The sequence below is a fragment of the Streptomyces enissocaesilis genome (assembly GCF_039533765.1).
Taxonomy (GTDB): domain Bacteria; phylum Actinomycetota; class Actinomycetes; order Streptomycetales; family Streptomycetaceae; genus Streptomyces; species Streptomyces enissocaesilis.
Map to the genome: position 1 here is coordinate 168718 of NZ_BAAAUD010000013.1, position 13985 is coordinate 182702.

The following is a 13985-nucleotide window of genomic DNA, read 5'->3' on the forward strand; positions in this document are numbered from 1 at the left end:
GTCGGTTATATCGCCGCTCCTGTCCGTGCCGGTCGTCCCGGAACCTGCCGCCGCGCTGCTCCTGGCGGGCCTGGGCCTGGCCCCGCGCACCACGATCCCGGCCTGGATCACCGACCCGGGACTGCGGGCCGACATCCTCACCGGATTCATGGACATCCCCGACGACCTGCGAGGTGCCTGATGGACCTGATGGTGCAGATCGACGGCCAGGCCGTCCCGCTCGCCGACTGCTTCTGGGTTCGCGCCACTGCCAACGGGTGCGCGGTCGGCTCCATCCGCCCCGACCTTGGCGACGACCTGATCGCCACCCCGCAGCAGGCCCAGCGGGAGTGGTCGGCCACGAAGCGGCAGCGCGAAGTCGACGCCCGGCGCGGCATGCAGCACCTCCTCCTCACCCACGAGCAGTGGAAGACCCAGGCCGAGCCCTGCTTCCGCGGCCAGTGCCAGCACAGGAAGGCCGCCTGATGGGCCGCTTCCCGCTCCAGTGCGCCGCCCTCATGGCCGCACTCACCGCCACCGGAATCGCCCTCATCGCAGCAGGGCGCCGCATCAACCACGGGGGAACCCATGCCTGAGACGACCACGCAGTCCGCCAGCCTCATCGACTTGGCCATCACCTCGTACACCGAGTACGCGGCTGAGGCGATGGACCAGGGCGACGAGATGTTCGAGGAGCACCGCAGCGAGTTCCTGGGCGCCGCCCGAGCGACCGCGCAGATCCGACTGGGCGCCGCGACCGAGCTGGACTGGACCTACACGGGAACGATGGACCTCCCGCCGGACACGGAAGAGGCCACCGCCCCCCTCGCCCCGGGCCGGCCCGAGTACCTGCGCTACCGCTGGAACGCCGACACGGAGGACGTCACCTTCGAGCTGGTTCAGCCGTGCGACAAGTGCAACCACAGCCAGATCAACGAGATCACCGGGCTGGTCGGCCTCGGCGCGCTGCTGGCCGAGGGAGCCGCGTCGTGAGCCTCAACCAGATACTCCGCGGTACCGGCAACCGCCGCGCCACCGACAAGATCGCAGAGCTGCGAGCCGAGAACCAGGCCCTCCTCCGCCAGAAGGCCGCCGCGGACGACGCGTTCACCCTCCTCCACCAGGAGCGGCGTGAAGCCCTCGACTCCGCCGACGCCCTGCGGGTCCGCCTCGCCGAGACCGAACTGGTCGCCGGCCGCCTGGCCCGCACCGTCGACGACCTGACCGCCGAACGCGACGGCCTGTACGAGGAAGCTGCCGCCCTCCGCATCCGGCTCGCCCCCTACGACGCGGCCGAAGCCAACCAGCAGGCCGTCACCGTCCCGCCGATGATCCGCGACACCAGCGCCACAGAAGACCAGGCCACCGCGCCCATCGACGTCCGCCCCGTGTGGGACGCCCTCGGCATCGAGCCCGTCATCGACCCCGGCCAGACCACCTGGGGCGCCCGGAACCAGCAACAGGAGCGGGCGTGATGGACCCGTATTACAGGGACGACAGCGTCATCCTCTACCTGGGCGACATGCGGGAAGTCCTGCCCGCTCTCGAAGTGACCGCAGACCTGATCGTGGCTGATCCTCCCTACGCCGAAACGAGCCTGGCCTGGGACCGGTGGCCCGACGGCTGGCCGGCCCTCGCCGCCACCGCCGCTTCGTCGATGTGGTGCTTCGGCTCGATGCGCATGTTTCTGCAGCAGCGCGACGAGTTCGCCGCCTGGAAGCTCAGCCAGGATGTCGTTTGGGAGAAGGCGAACGGCACCGGCTTTGCAGCCGACCGGTTCAAGCGCGTCCACGAAGTGACCACGCACTGGTACCGAGGCGACTGGAACAACGTCCACCACGACACCCCGAAGACCGTCTACAACGGCGCCAGCAAGAACGTCCGCATACGCCGAGACGACCGAGCGGCCCACGCCGGAAGCATCAAGGCCGTCACCTATCACGACGACGGCACCCGGCTCATGCGGTCGGTACTCCAGGCGCAGTCGGTACGCGGAGGCCTCCACCCCACAGAGAAGCCGCTCGGCATCCTCACCCCGCTCATCGAGTACGCCTGCCCGCCGGGCGGCCTGGTCCTGGACCCGTTCGCCGGCTCCGGCAGCACGTTGGACGCCGCCCGCCAGTCCGGGCGCCACGCCATCGGCATCGAAGCCCACGAGCCGTACATCGAAGCAGCAGCCCGACGTCTGTCCGCACTCGTCATCTGCTGACCCCCCGATCCCGCCGGGCCGGAGGTGTCCCCACCTTCCGCCCCGGCGACCAACCGGCCGTGAGCGCCACCCACTAGCCGCCGGCCGGGCGGTGACCAGCTCCCGCCACGGCCGGCGCCCAAGAAGAAGCCCCGAGCGCTACCGACGCCCGGGGTTCCCACCACCGAGCATCCCACGGAGGAACCCTGTGACCACGATCAACGCCCACAAGCTCCAGAGGCTCATCAAGCAGACCCGCCCCCACGTCAGCCCCGACGACACCCTGCCGCCCATCCACGGCATCCGTTTCGAGTGCGACGGCGTCCACATCCACGCCCTCGCCACCGACAGGTACACCTTCGCCGTGGCACGCGCCAAGGTCCGCGAGGAAACCGACACCTGGACCGCCACCATCAGCGAGAACGACCTCGACTGGTTCACCGCCTGGCTGGAGACCCACGAGGGCGACACCATCCTGGACCTCGCAGCCACAGGCGACGGGCTGGCCGTCACCGACGACCGAGGCACCCTCGTCGTCCCCGCCAAGGACCACACCTTCCCCAAGTGGCAGGCCCTGTTCCGTGACGCACTGACGGACGCAGCCAGGTCCGGCGACATGGTCAGCGTCGACACCAAGATGCTCGCCCGCTGGAAGCACGCCGACACCCACCTCCGCACGTGGCAGACCGAGCCCGAGAAGCCGCTCCTCCTCGTCGGTGACGACTTCATCGGCCTACAGATGCCCGCCCGCTACAGCGGCGACGCAAAGGACCGGGCCGCAGTGCTCAGCGACTGGTCCGGCACCCTCGGCAAGGGCGGCAAGCCCGCCGAGGCCCTGACGCCGCTCCCGGAGCCGGGCGCCGTCGCCGAAATGGCGGAGTCCATGCTGCAGCAGACCCTGCGCTCTACCTCCGAGATGTTCGGCGTCGGCATGGACTCCGTGAAGGAGCGTCGGGCCTTCAACGCCTGGGTCCACTCCGGCATCTACGCATGGTCCGCGTACCGACTCCTCCAGGCTCTCAAGAAGGCCGACCCCGACCTGGCCGAGTCGACCGTCCGCGACCTCAACGAGCAGCTGGAGTCCGGCGAGATCGGCGAATGGGCGTGGGACGAGGCCGAGGCCGCCGGACACAACCCGCAGAAGTGGCACGACGACTACGAGGCCCACCTCAAGAAGCTCGACAAGGGTCAGGCGGCGGAGACAACCGCCACCGCCTGACCCCACCCCATAGACGCGGCGCGTCGAGCCCCCCACTCCGCGCCGCACGAGGGCCGCCCCATCACCCCCACCGGGGCGGCCCTCCCCAACACGACCTTCAGGAGCACCACATGCAGAACATGAGCCGCGAGGAGCTCGTCAGCCTCCTCGATGACATCCGAGACCGCGTCGCCGCTGGCGACTCCTTCGAGGGCAAGCTCCAGTACCTCCTCGGTACGGACGCCGAGAAGCCGTTCGAGGTCGCCGCCCTCTACCGCACCGACAACCTCCTCGGCCAGGGATCCACCCGCACTGTCGGCGTCCACATCGCCGAGATCACCTGCACTCGCTGTCCCGACACCGACGGCCCGTTCACCGCGGCCGGCCTGTGCGAGCCCTGCGCCCGGCCGCTGCCGCTCGGCGGTGTCATGTGAGCGCCGCCGTCGAGGAGACCGTCGTGCCGGGGATGTACGACATCCCCGCCGAGCTCTACCACAGCGACCCCATCCCCGGCGGCAGCCTCTCCTCCACCGGGGCCCGCACCCTGGTCTCCCAGTGCCCGGCCCGTTTCCACTACGACCTCACCCACCCCCAGCCGTACAAGGCCGTCTTCGACTTCGGCACCGCCGCCCACAAGCTCGTCCTCGGCGACGGCCCGGAGCTGGTCCTCGTCGACGAGCCGCGGTGGGACACGGACGCAACGAAGGCCCGCGTCGCCGAGATCCGGGCGGACGGGAACATCCCGCTCAAGCGGGACGCCCTCCAGCGCGTCCACGACATGGCCACCGCCCTCAGCGAGCACTCCGAGGCGGCCGACCTCCTCGACCCGGACAGCGGGGTCGCCGAGCAGTCCGTGTTCTGGACCATCGGCAACGCCTGGTGCCGGGCCCGGTTCGACTGGCTCCGCGAAGACCAGCTCGTCGACTACAAGACCTGCCGGTCCGCCCACCCCGACGCCATACAGAAAGCCATCCAAGAGCACGGTTACCACGTCCAAGAGGACTGGTACCGGCGCGCGGCCGTCGCCCTCGGCCTGGTCCCCGAGCAGGCGCCGTTCCCCTTCATTTTTCAGGAGAAGGAACAGCCCTACCTGGTGACCGTCGTCCGCCTCGACCTGTGGCGCGACATCGCCCACCAGCTCAGCGAGCGCGCGCTCTTCATCTACGAGTCCTGCCGCACCTCCGGCCACTGGCCGGCGTACACGACCGAGACCGCGCTCATCTCGCCGCCCGCCTGGCTTGAGCGCCAGCACACCTAGGAGACCTGACGTGACCCTGCCCCCTCCCGTCCGCACCGGCCGCCCCGCGCAACAGCAGACCGACGAGTACGACGACGCGCCGTTCACCTTCCGACCCGCCAGTAAGGCCGGTCGCAAAGCTCGACTGTCCATCCAGGGCATGTCCGGCTCCGGCAAGACCTGGACCGGCCTCGGCATCACCCACGGCCTGGCCGAGGGGAAGCGCTTCGCCGTCATCGACACCGAGACGGGCGCCGCCAGCCTCTACGCCGGGATCAGCGGCATCGAGTTCGACAGCTGCCCCATGGACCGCTACGACCCCCGCGATCTCGTCCGGGTCCTCGAAGCCGCCGCGAAGGCCGGATACCCGGCCGTGTTCGTCGACAGCCTCAGCCACTTCTGGACCGGCACCGACGGCACCCTCGACCAGGTCGACAAGGCCAAGAGCAACTACGGCAACAACAAATTCGCGGGCTGGAAAGAGGGCACGCCCATCCAGAAGGACATGGTCGCCGCACTCCTCTCCTACCCCGGCCACGTCGTCGCCTCGATGCGCTCGTACACCGAGTGGGTCCTCCAGGAGAACGACCGCGGCAAGAAGGAGCCCAAGCGGGTCGGCATGCGGCCCGAGCAGCGCAAGGGCATCGAGTACGAATTCGATGTCGCCGTTGCCATGGACCTCGACAACCGGCTCGAAGTCCTCAAGTCCCGCTGCCCCGCCCTGAACCGCAAGGTCATCGACCGGCCCGTCGGCGCCCGAGACATCGCCGCGCCGCTCCTCGCCTGGCTGAGCGCCGAACCCGAGACCACCACCGAGCAGTAAGCCCGCACACGCCTGAGCCGGCCGCGGGATAGGCGGCCGGCTCCCTAACAGGAGACCACACATGACTGACCAGACCTCCGAGTTCCGCTCCACGTCCGTCGAGGAGTGGGCCGAGTCCCTCGCAACCAGCCAGCTCCGGCCCGGCCCGACGTTCGGCTACCAGATGGTCGACGGCACCTGGAACTGCGCCCTTCACCTTGCGGTCAGCGGCGAGCTGACCAGCGACGCCCAGCGCCTCCTCGCCGCCGAACTCCAGCAGGCCATCAGCGACACCGTGAACCGCGTCCTCTACCTCGCCCCCGTCAGCGTCAGCATCCGGACGGAGACGGCGTCATGACCACCGTGCAGCCTGCCCTCGACGGCAGCATCCCCGCCCCCGCCCGCCGCCGCTCCGACGACTACGAGACCTGGGTGACCGAGGTCTGGCCGTACTTCATAGCCGCCGCCAGGACCGGCCGGACGTTCACCTGCTTCGAGGTCGTCCACGCCCACCAGCTGCCCGAACCCCCCGACTCCGCCCACCACTGGGGCCGGCTCATGACCCTCCTCAAAGACGAGGGCTACACCAAGACCGCCGGGTGGGCCTGCTCCGACCGGCCCACCGCCCACCACTCCGGAGTCCGCACGTGGAAAGGCACCCGCGCCGCACGGACGGAGAAGGCCGCATGACCACCGCCACCCGGACCACGCCCCCCAACCACGACACCCTCACCTGCTACACCGAGTACCGGTGCCGACTCCCCGAATGCGTCGAGCGGAACAACGCCTACGACCGGCGGCGGAACCGCGCCATCACCGCTGGAACCTGGCAGCCGCTCCTCGATGCCGAGCCCGTCCGGCAGCACCTCCTCGCCCTCCACGCGGCCGGCATCACCATCTACCGGGTGGCTGCGATCACGGGACTCCAGTTCCGCGTTGTCCGCAACTTCACCCAGCACGACTACAACAACGCGGCTTCCCGCAAGCGGCGCGTCACCCGCGACGTCGCAGCCAAGATCCTCGCCGTCAACCTGGCAGACCACACCCCCGGCAACGTCGACACCACCGGCAGTCGACGACGAGTACACGCGCTCATGGCCATCGGCTGGCCCCTCCTCTACACGGCCGAACGCGCCGGAATCCACCCCTCGAACCGCACGGTCATCATCGCCCGCCCCACCATCCGGGCCACGACCGCCCAGCGCATCGCCGCCGCCTACGACGAGATGCGCAACCAGCAGCCGGCCAAGAACGGGGTGAGGCCGACCAGCATCAAGCGCGCCAAGCAGCAGGCAGCCGCCAACCGCTGGCCCACCCCGGCGTACTGGGACGAGACCGGGGCCATTGATGACCCGGACTTCATCCCCGAGTACAAGAAGCTCCGCGCCGAGATCATCGCCGAGGAAGCGCACTGGCTGATGACCATGGGCGGCCTCGACCGCGACCAGGCCGCCGCCCGCCTCGGAGTCGCCCGCTTCACCATCGACCGCGCACTCCGCGAACACCCGCAGGAGGTGGCGGCATGACGACGACCTCATGGGACGACCTGATGGCCTCCCTCGGCCTCGAACCGTCCACGCGCCCCCGCTGCGGACCGACCGCCGTCGCCGAATGCGGCACCCCGGCAGGCTCCGACCGGCACTACCGGCTCGGCGAGAAGCCCTGCGACCCCTGCCGCATCGCGAAGAACGCTGCCAACACCCGCTGGCGGCGGGCCAAGCAACTGGCCAACGGTTGCCCGCCGCGCCCGCCGGCCGAGTGCGGAACCCTGCGCGGATTCCGTGCCCACCGGTGGCGCAAGGAACAGCCCTGCGAGCCATGCCGTCTCGCCTACAACGCCTGGCAAGCCGAGTGCAGGGCCGCCGCATGAGCGCCGACCTGGAGTACGACCCGGACACCGGCCGCCCGATCCCCCCGGTACTCCGCCCACCCGTGCCCTACGAGTGCAGCGCCGGAGCCACCCCATGCGGCGCCCCGGCCCGATTTTTCGCCTGCGGGTGGCGCTGCCGTGATCACGCGCCCGGCGCCCAGACCGACTGACCGCACGACAAAGCCCCACGGGAAACCGCGGGGCCCGGAGGAAGGAGGGGACGTGTCAGGACTTCGGAGCAGGAGCGATCTTCGCGACCCACTCGCGGGTGAAGCCGGTCAGCTTCGCCATGTGCGACGGGCCCTTGCCGGCCGCGCGGCCTTCGACCAGCAGCTCACGCAGGTCGGCGTCGGCGCTGTGAAAGGCAGCCTCGGCACGAATCCTCTTCTTCGCGGCGGCCACGATCCGCTCGTCCAGGTCATCCATGTCGCACATCGTGACACAGATTCTGGTGGTCGCGCTACGCCTACGCGCATTGTGAACGCGAACCGCGAACGCTATTCTCGACCCCATGAAGAAGGAGTCTCTGATCGCACCCACCAGGCATACCGAAACGCGCCATGCCACGCCCGGGAACGCCTGCAATCACTTCATGAAGTACGGCATGACCTGCGACGACTTCGATCGACTGCGCGCCCGGGCAGGCGGCCAGTGCGAACTGTGCAAGACGCCAGAGCAGGAAACGCCGCGCGGCGCTCTCATAATCGATCACTTCCAGGGTGCTGGGCTGTTCTTCGTCCGCGGACTGATCTGCGATCGATGCAACTCGGTCATGTCACGGCACGACAGGACCGCCGCGTGGGGGCCTTCATCGCTCCCCTGGGCCAACAAGGCGCGCGCCTACCATCTCGCCGCTTTCGAACGACCCAGCCCGGAGGAGTTCGAGCGGGCCGAGCAGTACATCGCATCCCGCAAGCCCTACGTGGTCAAGGACCGGATTCTTCCGCCCGTCAAGCGCCCCAAGGTGCCGCACATCCGGCTGGACCGGCCGTTGTCGCAGATCGCCACGAAGCTGCGTCGCCATCTCAACGCCGCCCAGGTCGCCCGACTGATCGAGCTTCTCTCGAAGCCCAAGTAACGGGTCCCAGGCCGCCGTAGGGGGCTCAGCTACACGAACCCCGGAGCCCCCGACCAGCACTAATCCGAAGGACATCTACTCATGGCCCGTGGACACGGACGCATCCTCACCAGCGCCTGGGACGACGACGACTTCCTCGACCTGGACGAACGGGAGCAACGGCTCTACCTGTTCCTGATCTCGCAGCCGAACCTCAACCACGCCGGCTTGCTTGACCTCACTCTGCGCCGGTGGGCACGGAAGGCCCGCGGGTTGACGGTCGCCGACATCGAGAAGCTCATCGCGACTCTTGATGAGGCCCGCTTCATCGTCGCCGACTACGACACCGAAGAGCTTCTCATCCGTTCGTTCGTCCGTAACGACGGCGTGTGGAAGCAGCCGAAGGTAATGGGCGCCATGGTGTCCGGGGCTCTTGAAATCTCATCCAGGCGGCTGAGGGGAGCGCTGCTCGCAGAGATGGACCGCATCCCGCTCGAGGAACTGAGTAACGAGCCGGCGAAGCTCCGCAACGGGGACAGCGGGCCGTCGATCCGGCAGCAAGTGATCGACCACATCGAGGTTCTCCGCCGGGCCTTCCACACCCCCGACCCCGACCCCTCGCGAAGGGGTTCCGTAACCCCCTCCGCACCCCCTTCCGCACCCCCTTCCGTAACCCCTTCCGATACCCCTGCCGAGGGGGGTCCGAAAGGCTCTACGCGCGGGCACGCGGGCACACACGTGCGCGCGGCCCCTGCCCCTGCCCCTGCCCCTGCCCCGTACCCCAGCCCCGAGGAGAGGGGGTGTGGGGGCGAGGCGAATCAGATCGAGGCTCGCGCCGCCGACACCGCAGCCCCTCGGCCTGACGGCCTCCACCTCATCCCCGATGACTTCCACCTGAACGACACCATGCGCCGCTGGGTCGCCAGCACCTTCCCGGGGCTGGACCCCGACTTCGAGACCGAGCAGTTCGTCTCCCACTTCCGCGCCGAGGGCCGCCGCAAGCGCAACTGGCACGAGGCCTGGCAGAAGTGGATCCGCGACTCCGCGCAGTACGCCTCCAAGCGCCGCCAGTCCGGCAGCAACGTCGTCGACCTCGCAACTGGCCAACGCCTCACCGGCACCGACGCGAAGGTCGCCGCCCACTCCGCCCTGACCGAGCAGCTCCGCGCCCTCGAGAACCGGGAAACCTCATGACCCCATCCGAAGCCTCAGACCTGCTGACCCGCTGCGCCGGCTTCGACAACCGGCAGCCTTCCGCCGCTGCTGCGATTGCCTGGGCCTCAGCCCTCCAGGATCTGCCGCTGGACCAGGACACCTTCGCCGCGGTCGACAGGTTCTACGGCACCCCGCCGAAGGACCCCAGCCAGCGGCTCTGGATCCAGCCCCACGACGTGCGGCGGATCCGGCGCACCATCCGCTCCGAGCGGCTCGAGAACTTCCAGTACCAGCCGCTGCCCGACGAGACCACCGGGGAGTATCTGGCCCGGTACCGCGGTCAGGTGCAGGCCATCGCCTCCGGTCGCGTCACCCTGCCCACCGGACGCCTGGCGATCGAGGGTGGGCCGTCCGCCAGCTTCATGCAGCAGTTGGAAGACCACGGCTGGGAGGGCACCCGGAGCGTGCCCGGCTCCGACGAGGAGTCCCTGGCCGACAGCGTCCGCCGCGCTGGCCCGCTCGGCGTCGAGTGTCCGTCCTGTGGGGCGGCGATGGGCAGGCCCTGCAAGACGCCGGGCGGCGGCGAGAAGCAGCCGCTGGGGAAGCCCCGGGCCAAGCCGCACAGCGCCCGCCTGCGGGCTGCGGCAGGCAAGCCGGAGCTGACCGTCGAGCAGCGGGCCGCAGAAGAGCAGCGGATCCGTGAGGCGTCCGCCCGGGCGCTGGCCCGCATGCAGGCCGAGGAGAACATCCCGGACGCCGAGATCGTCGAGGACGCCTGATGGACGTCGACCCGGATGACGTGAAGGCGATGCGGTCCGAGAACGGCGGCCGGGACTTCCGGGCGTTCATGCGGCAGCAGATCGCCGACGGCAAAGCCCGCCGCACCAAGCCCACGCCGGTCAAACCGCCTCCGCCGCCCGGTCACCGCCCCGGCGCCTGGCCCACCGGCACCCGGCCACCCGACCCGCCACCCGCGTTGCCGCCCGCCCTCTGGGACGCCGCCCTCCACCGGCTCCGCACCAGCACCCAAGACCGAACGCCCTGCGAATGCGGCACCTGCACACCCGACGACGACACCGAGGAGAACCAGTGACCACCCTGACCGCCCCGCCCCTGCTCCTGCCGACTGGCAACCCGGCCCCCGTCGAGAAGGCAGCAGTCGACGGCATTCTCGACGGCTTCGAGCCCGAGACGTTCCTGTGGATCAACTTCTACCGGCCCGATGGCGGAGTCCGCGTTTGGCACGCCTGGACCGCAGGCGGCACCAGCCTCGGCGACCGCATCGACCAACTCGCCCTCTCCGCTGGCCTCGACTCGGCTGACTGGCTCCACATCGCCGACCGGCACGCCGAACTCAGCACCCGTGGGCAGATCCGCATCGAGGCGTACCCCCTCCGCCCGGTCCTCGCTGATGTCCAGTCCGGCGTTCGATCGCCCGAGGACTGCCGCGAAAAACTCCGCAGGGTGATCCGCGCCGCGGCCAACATGACCGGCCAGACGCCGCGTACCGAAACGCCGCGCTGGCTCGGCGTCGGCCCCGCACTGGTGAGGAGCGACCGGTGAGCCGCCACTCCCAGGCCCCGATGCCCGCGTCGCTGCGGCACTTCATGCGGGCCGGCCAGCACCCCGCCCGCGCCTTCCCCTGCCCCCACTGCGGCGCCCACGCCCACCAGCCCTGCGCGCTCCGCACCACCGGCAAGCAGCTACCCCAACCCCACCCGCAGCGCATGGCCACCTGGGCGCAGACCACCGCCTGCTGCACCACCTGCCAGGTCACCCCGACCGTCCCCTGCCACCACGACGGGCGCGCCCTCCCCGGCGGCACCGTCCACGCCGAGCGCTACACCGAAGCCGAAAGGACCGCCGCATGAGCTACTACGACGACGGCACAGTCCGCCTACTCCTCGGCGATGCCCTCGAGCAGATGCAGACCCTGGAGGACGGATCCGTCGACTGCATCGTCACGAGCCCGCCCTACTTCGGTCTCCGCGACTACGGCACCGAAGGCCAGTACGGCATCGAGGCATCACCTGCCGAGTACGTCGAGACCATGCGGCGACTCTTCGCAGAAGCCCGGCGCGTCCTGGCCGCCGACGGGACGCTGTGGCTCAACCTCGGCGACAGCTATGTGTGCAGCCCCAAGGGCAGCGAGTCGAAGACGGACGGTCTGGTCGGACGCAGCAACCACCTGACCACACCAGCCGGGAGCGGCGGAAAGAATGGTGGTGGTCTGGCTGCCAAGCAGCTCCTCGGCATCCCATGGCGCACCGCGTTCGCGCTCCAGGACGACGGCTGGATCCTCCGCAACGAGATCATCTGGCACAAGCCGAATGCCATGCCCGAGTCCGTCCGCGATCGGCTCAGCAACCGGCACGAGCACCTGTTCATGTTCGCCAAGAAGCCGCAGTACTGGTTCGACCTGGATGCCATCCGCGAGCCGCTCGCCGCACCGGAACGGAAGGCCGGAGCCCGCGCCTTCCGGGCCCGCGACCTCAACCACGCGCGCACCGCGACCGGCGCCTACACCGGCCCGGACATCACACGCGGCCGCAACCCCGGCGACATCTGGGAGATCGCCACCCGCCCGTACCCCGCCGCGCACTTCGCGGTCTTCCCGATCGACCTGCCCACCCGCTGCATCAAGGCCGGATGCAAGCCAGGCGGCACAGTCCTAGACCCGTTCAGCGGCTCGGGAACCAGCGGCGCCGCAGCTCGACAGCTCGGCCGCAAGTACATCGGCATCGACCTGAACCCTGCCTACCACGAGCTCGCCAAGCAGCGATTCGCGCAGGGCGTCCTCGAGTTCGGAGAAGCGTCATGACCGACCTCGACCGCCTGCTGCTGGAGTCCGTGCCCGACGGCACGTTCGGTGGCGCGCGCACCCTCCACCGCCGCGGCCGGACCACCGAGCCCGCGCGGCAACCGCGGCAACCTGACCCGCGTGCCGCCGAGCACCTCGCCGAACTCGCCGCCGCCATCGCCCGCCCCCGCCGCCCGTTGATCCGCGACGCCGCCTGACCGCCCCGTGACAGCAGTGCACCCGTCCGGGGGCTAGCCGGACGGGTGCCGCTCCAGCCAACCACAACCCTAGGAGAAACCCGATGACCGACTTCACGCACCGCTTGCGGCTGCACGGTGGACGCAACTACCACGCCGCCAGGCGGATCAACGGGGGCGCGGGCCTCGTCACCGCCTGCGACTACCTGGCGGGCCCGCGCGACGAGGACCTCGACGGCACGGCGACTGTCACTTGCCGGAAGTGCGCCGCCTCCCTGAAGCGCCTGGCCCAGCGGTGACCGCCCGCCCGCCGACCCCGCGCCGTGCCCCGATCACCGACTGGACGCACCGGGTCCTGACCCACGCCTACCGGGGCCAGCCACCGGCCGACGTGATCGCCCGCGCCGTGCGGCTCCTCGCCACCGCCGACGGGCACCTCGACACCCGCGGACAACTCACCACCGAACGCGCCGCCAGGAGGCAGAAGTGATTACCCAGCCGTACCGCGTCCTCGTCACCGGCAGCCGCGACTGGACCGACGAGCAGACCCTCACCGGCCAACTCACCGCGCTCCTCGCCGCGACCACCGCACTCGGCCAGACCCTCACCCTCATCCACGGCGCCTGCCCGACCGGCGCCGACCACCAGGCCGAGCAGTGGGCACGCTGGCACCAGCAGCGCGGCGCCCGTATCGAGATCGAACGGCACCCCGCCGCCGATCACGGCCCGTGGCCCGCGTGCGGCCCGATCCGCAACGCCCACATGGTCCGGCTCGGCGCCGACGCGTGCATCGCGTTCATCGGCCCCTGCACCCAGGCCACCTGCAAGCGGCCACAGCCCCACGGTTCCCACGGGGCCAGCCACTGCGCCCACCTCGCCGAGGCCGCCGGCATCCCGACGCGGCGGTGGACGTCATGACCGACACGACCGCCGGGGCCGTCGAGCCCCCGCTGTGGCCCGACGACTGGGCGACCGAACCGTGCGGCCCCGACGCGGACGAGCAGGCGTTCCTCGACCTCCACGGCCCGCAGCGGACCGCGATACCCGGCGACGTCGGCCGCAGCCCCAGCCGCGGACGCCGGTACGACGACTACCTGCGCGGCGCCGAGACGGTCGACGTGAAGGGCGGCGTGCTGTGACCGCGCCCCTGAACCGCCGGCAGCGGGAGGTGCTGCTGCTCGCGGCGAACGGCAACAGCAATCGGCAGATCGGCCGCTGGCTGGGCATCACGCCGGGCCGGGTCGCGGAGATCCTCAGCAACGCGTACCGGGCTCTCGGTGCCGCCGATCGGGCGCAGGCCGTCGCGGTCGCCCTGAGGGTCGGCGAGTTCGGGCTGGACGACATCCGCGTGCCGGAGCCGCCGATAGAGGCGCGGCAGGCCCGCCAAGGCCCCTCAGTGCCCGTCTCCCGCCCGAACTCGGCTCGCGGGCACCGGGCGACCTCCGGGGCGCAGAACGGCGCTCAGAGCCCCGAATCCTCGATCCGCCGCAGCAGTTGACCGA

General features: G+C 70.3%; 27 protein-coding genes. 26 read left to right on the plus strand and 1 reads right to left on the minus strand.

What is annotated here, in order from left to right; genetic code table 11:
- The first annotated feature begins 25 nt into the window (after nucleotides 1–25).
- The 13 genes from ABD374_RS06105 to ABD374_RS06165 all read left to right on the plus strand — a co-directional run bounded on the left by ABD374_RS06105 (nucleotide 26) and on the right by ABD374_RS06165 (nucleotide 7274).
- On the plus strand, nucleotides 26–181 hold the full coding sequence (locus ABD374_RS06105) for a hypothetical protein (RefSeq protein ID WP_344491853.1): 156 nt from the start codon (nucleotides 26–28) through the stop codon (nucleotides 179–181).
- Nucleotides 181–465 carry a hypothetical protein gene (locus ABD374_RS06110; protein ID WP_344491856.1) on the plus strand — a complete coding sequence of 95 codons (285 nt, stop codon included), beginning with the start codon at nucleotides 181–183 and terminating at the stop codon, nucleotides 463–465. The genes ABD374_RS06105 and ABD374_RS06110 overlap by 1 nt, the downstream gene beginning before the upstream one ends.
- A gap of 102 nt (nucleotides 466–567) precedes the next feature.
- Complete coding sequence (locus tag ABD374_RS06115; RefSeq protein WP_344491859.1) at nucleotides 568–972, plus strand: hypothetical protein; 405 nt, start codon at nucleotides 568–570, stop codon at nucleotides 970–972.
- A complete protein-coding gene (locus ABD374_RS06120) occupies nucleotides 969–1454 on the plus strand; it encodes a hypothetical protein (RefSeq protein WP_344491862.1) in 486 nt (161 codons plus the stop codon). Before ABD374_RS06115 ends, ABD374_RS06120 begins: the two co-directional genes overlap by 4 nt.
- Entirely contained in the window at nucleotides 1454–2188 is a 735-nt protein-coding gene (locus ABD374_RS06125) for a DNA-methyltransferase (RefSeq protein ID WP_344491865.1), read from the plus strand. Before ABD374_RS06120 ends, ABD374_RS06125 begins: the two co-directional genes overlap by 1 nt.
- 187 nt (nucleotides 2189–2375) lie before the next feature.
- Nucleotides 2376–3386, plus strand: coding sequence for a DNA polymerase III subunit beta family protein (locus ABD374_RS06130; RefSeq protein WP_344491868.1), 1011 nt, complete (start codon nucleotides 2376–2378; stop codon nucleotides 3384–3386).
- 110 nt (nucleotides 3387–3496) lie between these two features.
- Nucleotides 3497–3799, plus strand: a complete 303-nt coding sequence (locus ABD374_RS06135) for a hypothetical protein (RefSeq protein ID WP_344491871.1) — start codon at nucleotides 3497–3499, stop codon at nucleotides 3797–3799.
- A complete protein-coding gene (locus tag ABD374_RS06140) occupies nucleotides 3796–4623 on the plus strand; it encodes a PD-(D/E)XK nuclease-like domain-containing protein (protein WP_344491875.1) in 828 nt (275 codons plus the stop codon). Before ABD374_RS06135 ends, ABD374_RS06140 begins: the two co-directional genes overlap by 4 nt.
- 10 nt (nucleotides 4624–4633) lie before the next feature.
- Nucleotides 4634–5425, plus strand: a complete 792-nt coding sequence (locus ABD374_RS06145) for an AAA family ATPase (protein ID WP_344491878.1) — start codon at nucleotides 4634–4636, stop codon at nucleotides 5423–5425.
- 61 nt (nucleotides 5426–5486) lie between these two features.
- A complete protein-coding gene (locus ABD374_RS06150; RefSeq protein ID WP_344491881.1) occupies nucleotides 5487–5762 on the plus strand; it encodes a hypothetical protein in 276 nt (91 codons plus the stop codon).
- Nucleotides 5759–6094, plus strand: a complete 336-nt coding sequence (locus ABD374_RS06155; RefSeq protein WP_344491884.1) for a hypothetical protein — start codon at nucleotides 5759–5761, stop codon at nucleotides 6092–6094. Before ABD374_RS06150 ends, ABD374_RS06155 begins: the two co-directional genes overlap by 4 nt.
- A complete protein-coding gene (locus ABD374_RS06160; RefSeq protein WP_344491887.1) occupies nucleotides 6091–6930 on the plus strand; it encodes a hypothetical protein in 840 nt (279 codons plus the stop codon). The genes ABD374_RS06155 and ABD374_RS06160 overlap by 4 nt, the downstream gene beginning before the upstream one ends.
- Nucleotides 6927–7274, plus strand: a complete 348-nt coding sequence (locus ABD374_RS06165; protein WP_344491890.1) for a hypothetical protein — start codon at nucleotides 6927–6929, stop codon at nucleotides 7272–7274. Before ABD374_RS06160 ends, ABD374_RS06165 begins: the two co-directional genes overlap by 4 nt.
- 225 nt (nucleotides 7275–7499) lie before the next feature.
- Here ABD374_RS06165 and ABD374_RS06170 read toward each other — a convergent pair whose 3' ends face one another.
- Entirely contained in the window at nucleotides 7500–7700 is a 201-nt protein-coding gene (locus ABD374_RS06170; protein WP_344491893.1) for a hypothetical protein, read from the minus strand.
- A gap of 85 nt (nucleotides 7701–7785) precedes the next feature.
- On the opposite strand from ABD374_RS06170, the gene ABD374_RS06175 reads away from it, so the two are divergent.
- From ABD374_RS06175 to ABD374_RS06235, 13 genes are all read left to right on the plus strand, one after another.
- Nucleotides 7786–8352, plus strand: coding sequence for an endonuclease domain-containing protein (locus tag ABD374_RS06175; RefSeq protein ID WP_344491896.1), 567 nt, complete (start codon nucleotides 7786–7788; stop codon nucleotides 8350–8352).
- An 81-nt stretch (nucleotides 8353–8433) separates the two neighbouring features.
- Entirely contained in the window at nucleotides 8434–9525 is a 1092-nt protein-coding gene (locus ABD374_RS06180) for a hypothetical protein (RefSeq protein ID WP_344491899.1), read from the plus strand.
- The gene (locus ABD374_RS06185) at nucleotides 9522–10265 is read left to right on the plus strand and encodes a zinc finger domain-containing protein (protein WP_344491902.1); all 744 of its coding nucleotides are present in this window, start codon (nucleotides 9522–9524) and stop codon (nucleotides 10263–10265) included. The genes ABD374_RS06180 and ABD374_RS06185 overlap by 4 nt, the downstream gene beginning before the upstream one ends.
- Nucleotides 10265–10579: a hypothetical protein gene (locus tag ABD374_RS06190; protein ID WP_344491905.1), complete on the plus strand. Its 315-nt coding sequence runs from the start codon at nucleotides 10265–10267 to the stop codon at nucleotides 10577–10579. The genes ABD374_RS06185 and ABD374_RS06190 overlap by 1 nt, the downstream gene beginning before the upstream one ends.
- Nucleotides 10576–11049, plus strand: coding sequence for a hypothetical protein (locus tag ABD374_RS06195; protein ID WP_344491908.1), 474 nt, complete (start codon nucleotides 10576–10578; stop codon nucleotides 11047–11049). Before ABD374_RS06190 ends, ABD374_RS06195 begins: the two co-directional genes overlap by 4 nt.
- Nucleotides 11046–11357: a zinc finger domain-containing protein gene (locus ABD374_RS06200; protein ID WP_344491911.1), complete on the plus strand. Its 312-nt coding sequence runs from the start codon at nucleotides 11046–11048 to the stop codon at nucleotides 11355–11357. Before ABD374_RS06195 ends, ABD374_RS06200 begins: the two co-directional genes overlap by 4 nt.
- Nucleotides 11354–12307, plus strand: coding sequence for a DNA-methyltransferase (locus tag ABD374_RS06205; protein ID WP_344491914.1), 954 nt, complete (start codon nucleotides 11354–11356; stop codon nucleotides 12305–12307). The genes ABD374_RS06200 and ABD374_RS06205 overlap by 4 nt, the downstream gene beginning before the upstream one ends.
- Nucleotides 12304–12504, plus strand: coding sequence for a hypothetical protein (locus tag ABD374_RS06210; protein ID WP_344491917.1), 201 nt, complete (start codon nucleotides 12304–12306; stop codon nucleotides 12502–12504). The genes ABD374_RS06205 and ABD374_RS06210 overlap by 4 nt, the downstream gene beginning before the upstream one ends.
- Nucleotides 12505–12587: 83 nt before the next feature.
- Complete coding sequence (locus ABD374_RS06215; protein ID WP_344491920.1) at nucleotides 12588–12782, plus strand: hypothetical protein; 195 nt, start codon at nucleotides 12588–12590, stop codon at nucleotides 12780–12782.
- Nucleotides 12779–12973: a hypothetical protein gene (locus ABD374_RS06220; RefSeq protein ID WP_344491923.1), complete on the plus strand. Its 195-nt coding sequence runs from the start codon at nucleotides 12779–12781 to the stop codon at nucleotides 12971–12973. Before ABD374_RS06215 ends, ABD374_RS06220 begins: the two co-directional genes overlap by 4 nt.
- Entirely contained in the window at nucleotides 12970–13401 is a 432-nt protein-coding gene (locus ABD374_RS06225; RefSeq protein ID WP_344491926.1) for an SLOG family protein, read from the plus strand. Before ABD374_RS06220 ends, ABD374_RS06225 begins: the two co-directional genes overlap by 4 nt.
- Nucleotides 13398–13622 (plus strand): hypothetical protein, encoded by a 225-nt coding sequence (locus ABD374_RS06230; RefSeq protein ID WP_344491928.1) that lies wholly within the window; start codon nucleotides 13398–13400, stop codon nucleotides 13620–13622. Before ABD374_RS06225 ends, ABD374_RS06230 begins: the two co-directional genes overlap by 4 nt.
- Nucleotides 13619–13981, plus strand: a complete 363-nt coding sequence (locus ABD374_RS06235) for a response regulator transcription factor (protein WP_344491930.1) — start codon at nucleotides 13619–13621, stop codon at nucleotides 13979–13981. Before ABD374_RS06230 ends, ABD374_RS06235 begins: the two co-directional genes overlap by 4 nt.
- Nucleotides 13982–13985 lie beyond the last annotated feature (4 nt).

What these genes read in the sequence shown, in the direction of transcription:
- ABD374_RS06180 (WP_344491899.1), top strand. Translation starts at nt 8,434, where the DNA reads ATGGCCCGTGGACACGGACGCATCCTCACCAGCGCCTGGGACGACGAC.
- ABD374_RS06165 (WP_344491890.1), top strand. Translation starts at nt 6,927, where the DNA reads ATGACGACGACCTCATGGGACGACCTGATGGCCTCCCTCGGCCTCGAA.
- ABD374_RS06155 (WP_344491884.1), top strand. Translation starts at nt 5,759, where the DNA reads ATGACCACCGTGCAGCCTGCCCTCGACGGCAGCATCCCCGCCCCCGCC.
- ABD374_RS06190 (WP_344491905.1), top strand. Translation starts at nt 10,265, where the DNA reads ATGGACGTCGACCCGGATGACGTGAAGGCGATGCGGTCCGAGAACGGC.
- ABD374_RS06210 (WP_344491917.1), top strand. Translation starts at nt 12,304, where the DNA reads ATGACCGACCTCGACCGCCTGCTGCTGGAGTCCGTGCCCGACGGCACG.
- ABD374_RS06205 (WP_344491914.1), top strand. Translation starts at nt 11,354, where the DNA reads ATGAGCTACTACGACGACGGCACAGTCCGCCTACTCCTCGGCGATGCC.
- ABD374_RS06160 (WP_344491887.1), top strand. Translation starts at nt 6,091, where the DNA reads ATGACCACCGCCACCCGGACCACGCCCCCCAACCACGACACCCTCACC.
- ABD374_RS06170 (WP_344491893.1), bottom strand. Translation starts at nt 7,700, where the DNA reads ATGGATGACCTGGACGAGCGGATCGTGGCCGCCGCGAAGAAGAGGATT.
- ABD374_RS06230 (WP_344491928.1), top strand. Translation starts at nt 13,398, where the DNA reads ATGACCGACACGACCGCCGGGGCCGTCGAGCCCCCGCTGTGGCCCGAC.
- ABD374_RS06185 (WP_344491902.1), top strand. Translation starts at nt 9,522, where the DNA reads ATGACCCCATCCGAAGCCTCAGACCTGCTGACCCGCTGCGCCGGCTTC.
- ABD374_RS06215 (WP_344491920.1), top strand. Translation starts at nt 12,588, where the DNA reads ATGACCGACTTCACGCACCGCTTGCGGCTGCACGGTGGACGCAACTAC.
- ABD374_RS06115 (WP_344491859.1), top strand. Translation starts at nt 568, where the DNA reads ATGCCTGAGACGACCACGCAGTCCGCCAGCCTCATCGACTTGGCCATC.
- ABD374_RS06150 (WP_344491881.1), top strand. Translation starts at nt 5,487, where the DNA reads ATGACTGACCAGACCTCCGAGTTCCGCTCCACGTCCGTCGAGGAGTGG.
- ABD374_RS06125 (WP_344491865.1), top strand. Translation starts at nt 1,454, where the DNA reads ATGGACCCGTATTACAGGGACGACAGCGTCATCCTCTACCTGGGCGAC.
- ABD374_RS06135 (WP_344491871.1), top strand. Translation starts at nt 3,497, where the DNA reads ATGCAGAACATGAGCCGCGAGGAGCTCGTCAGCCTCCTCGATGACATC.
- ABD374_RS06110 (WP_344491856.1), top strand. Translation starts at nt 181, where the DNA reads ATGGACCTGATGGTGCAGATCGACGGCCAGGCCGTCCCGCTCGCCGAC.
- ABD374_RS06175 (WP_344491896.1), top strand. Translation starts at nt 7,786, where the DNA reads ATGAAGAAGGAGTCTCTGATCGCACCCACCAGGCATACCGAAACGCGC.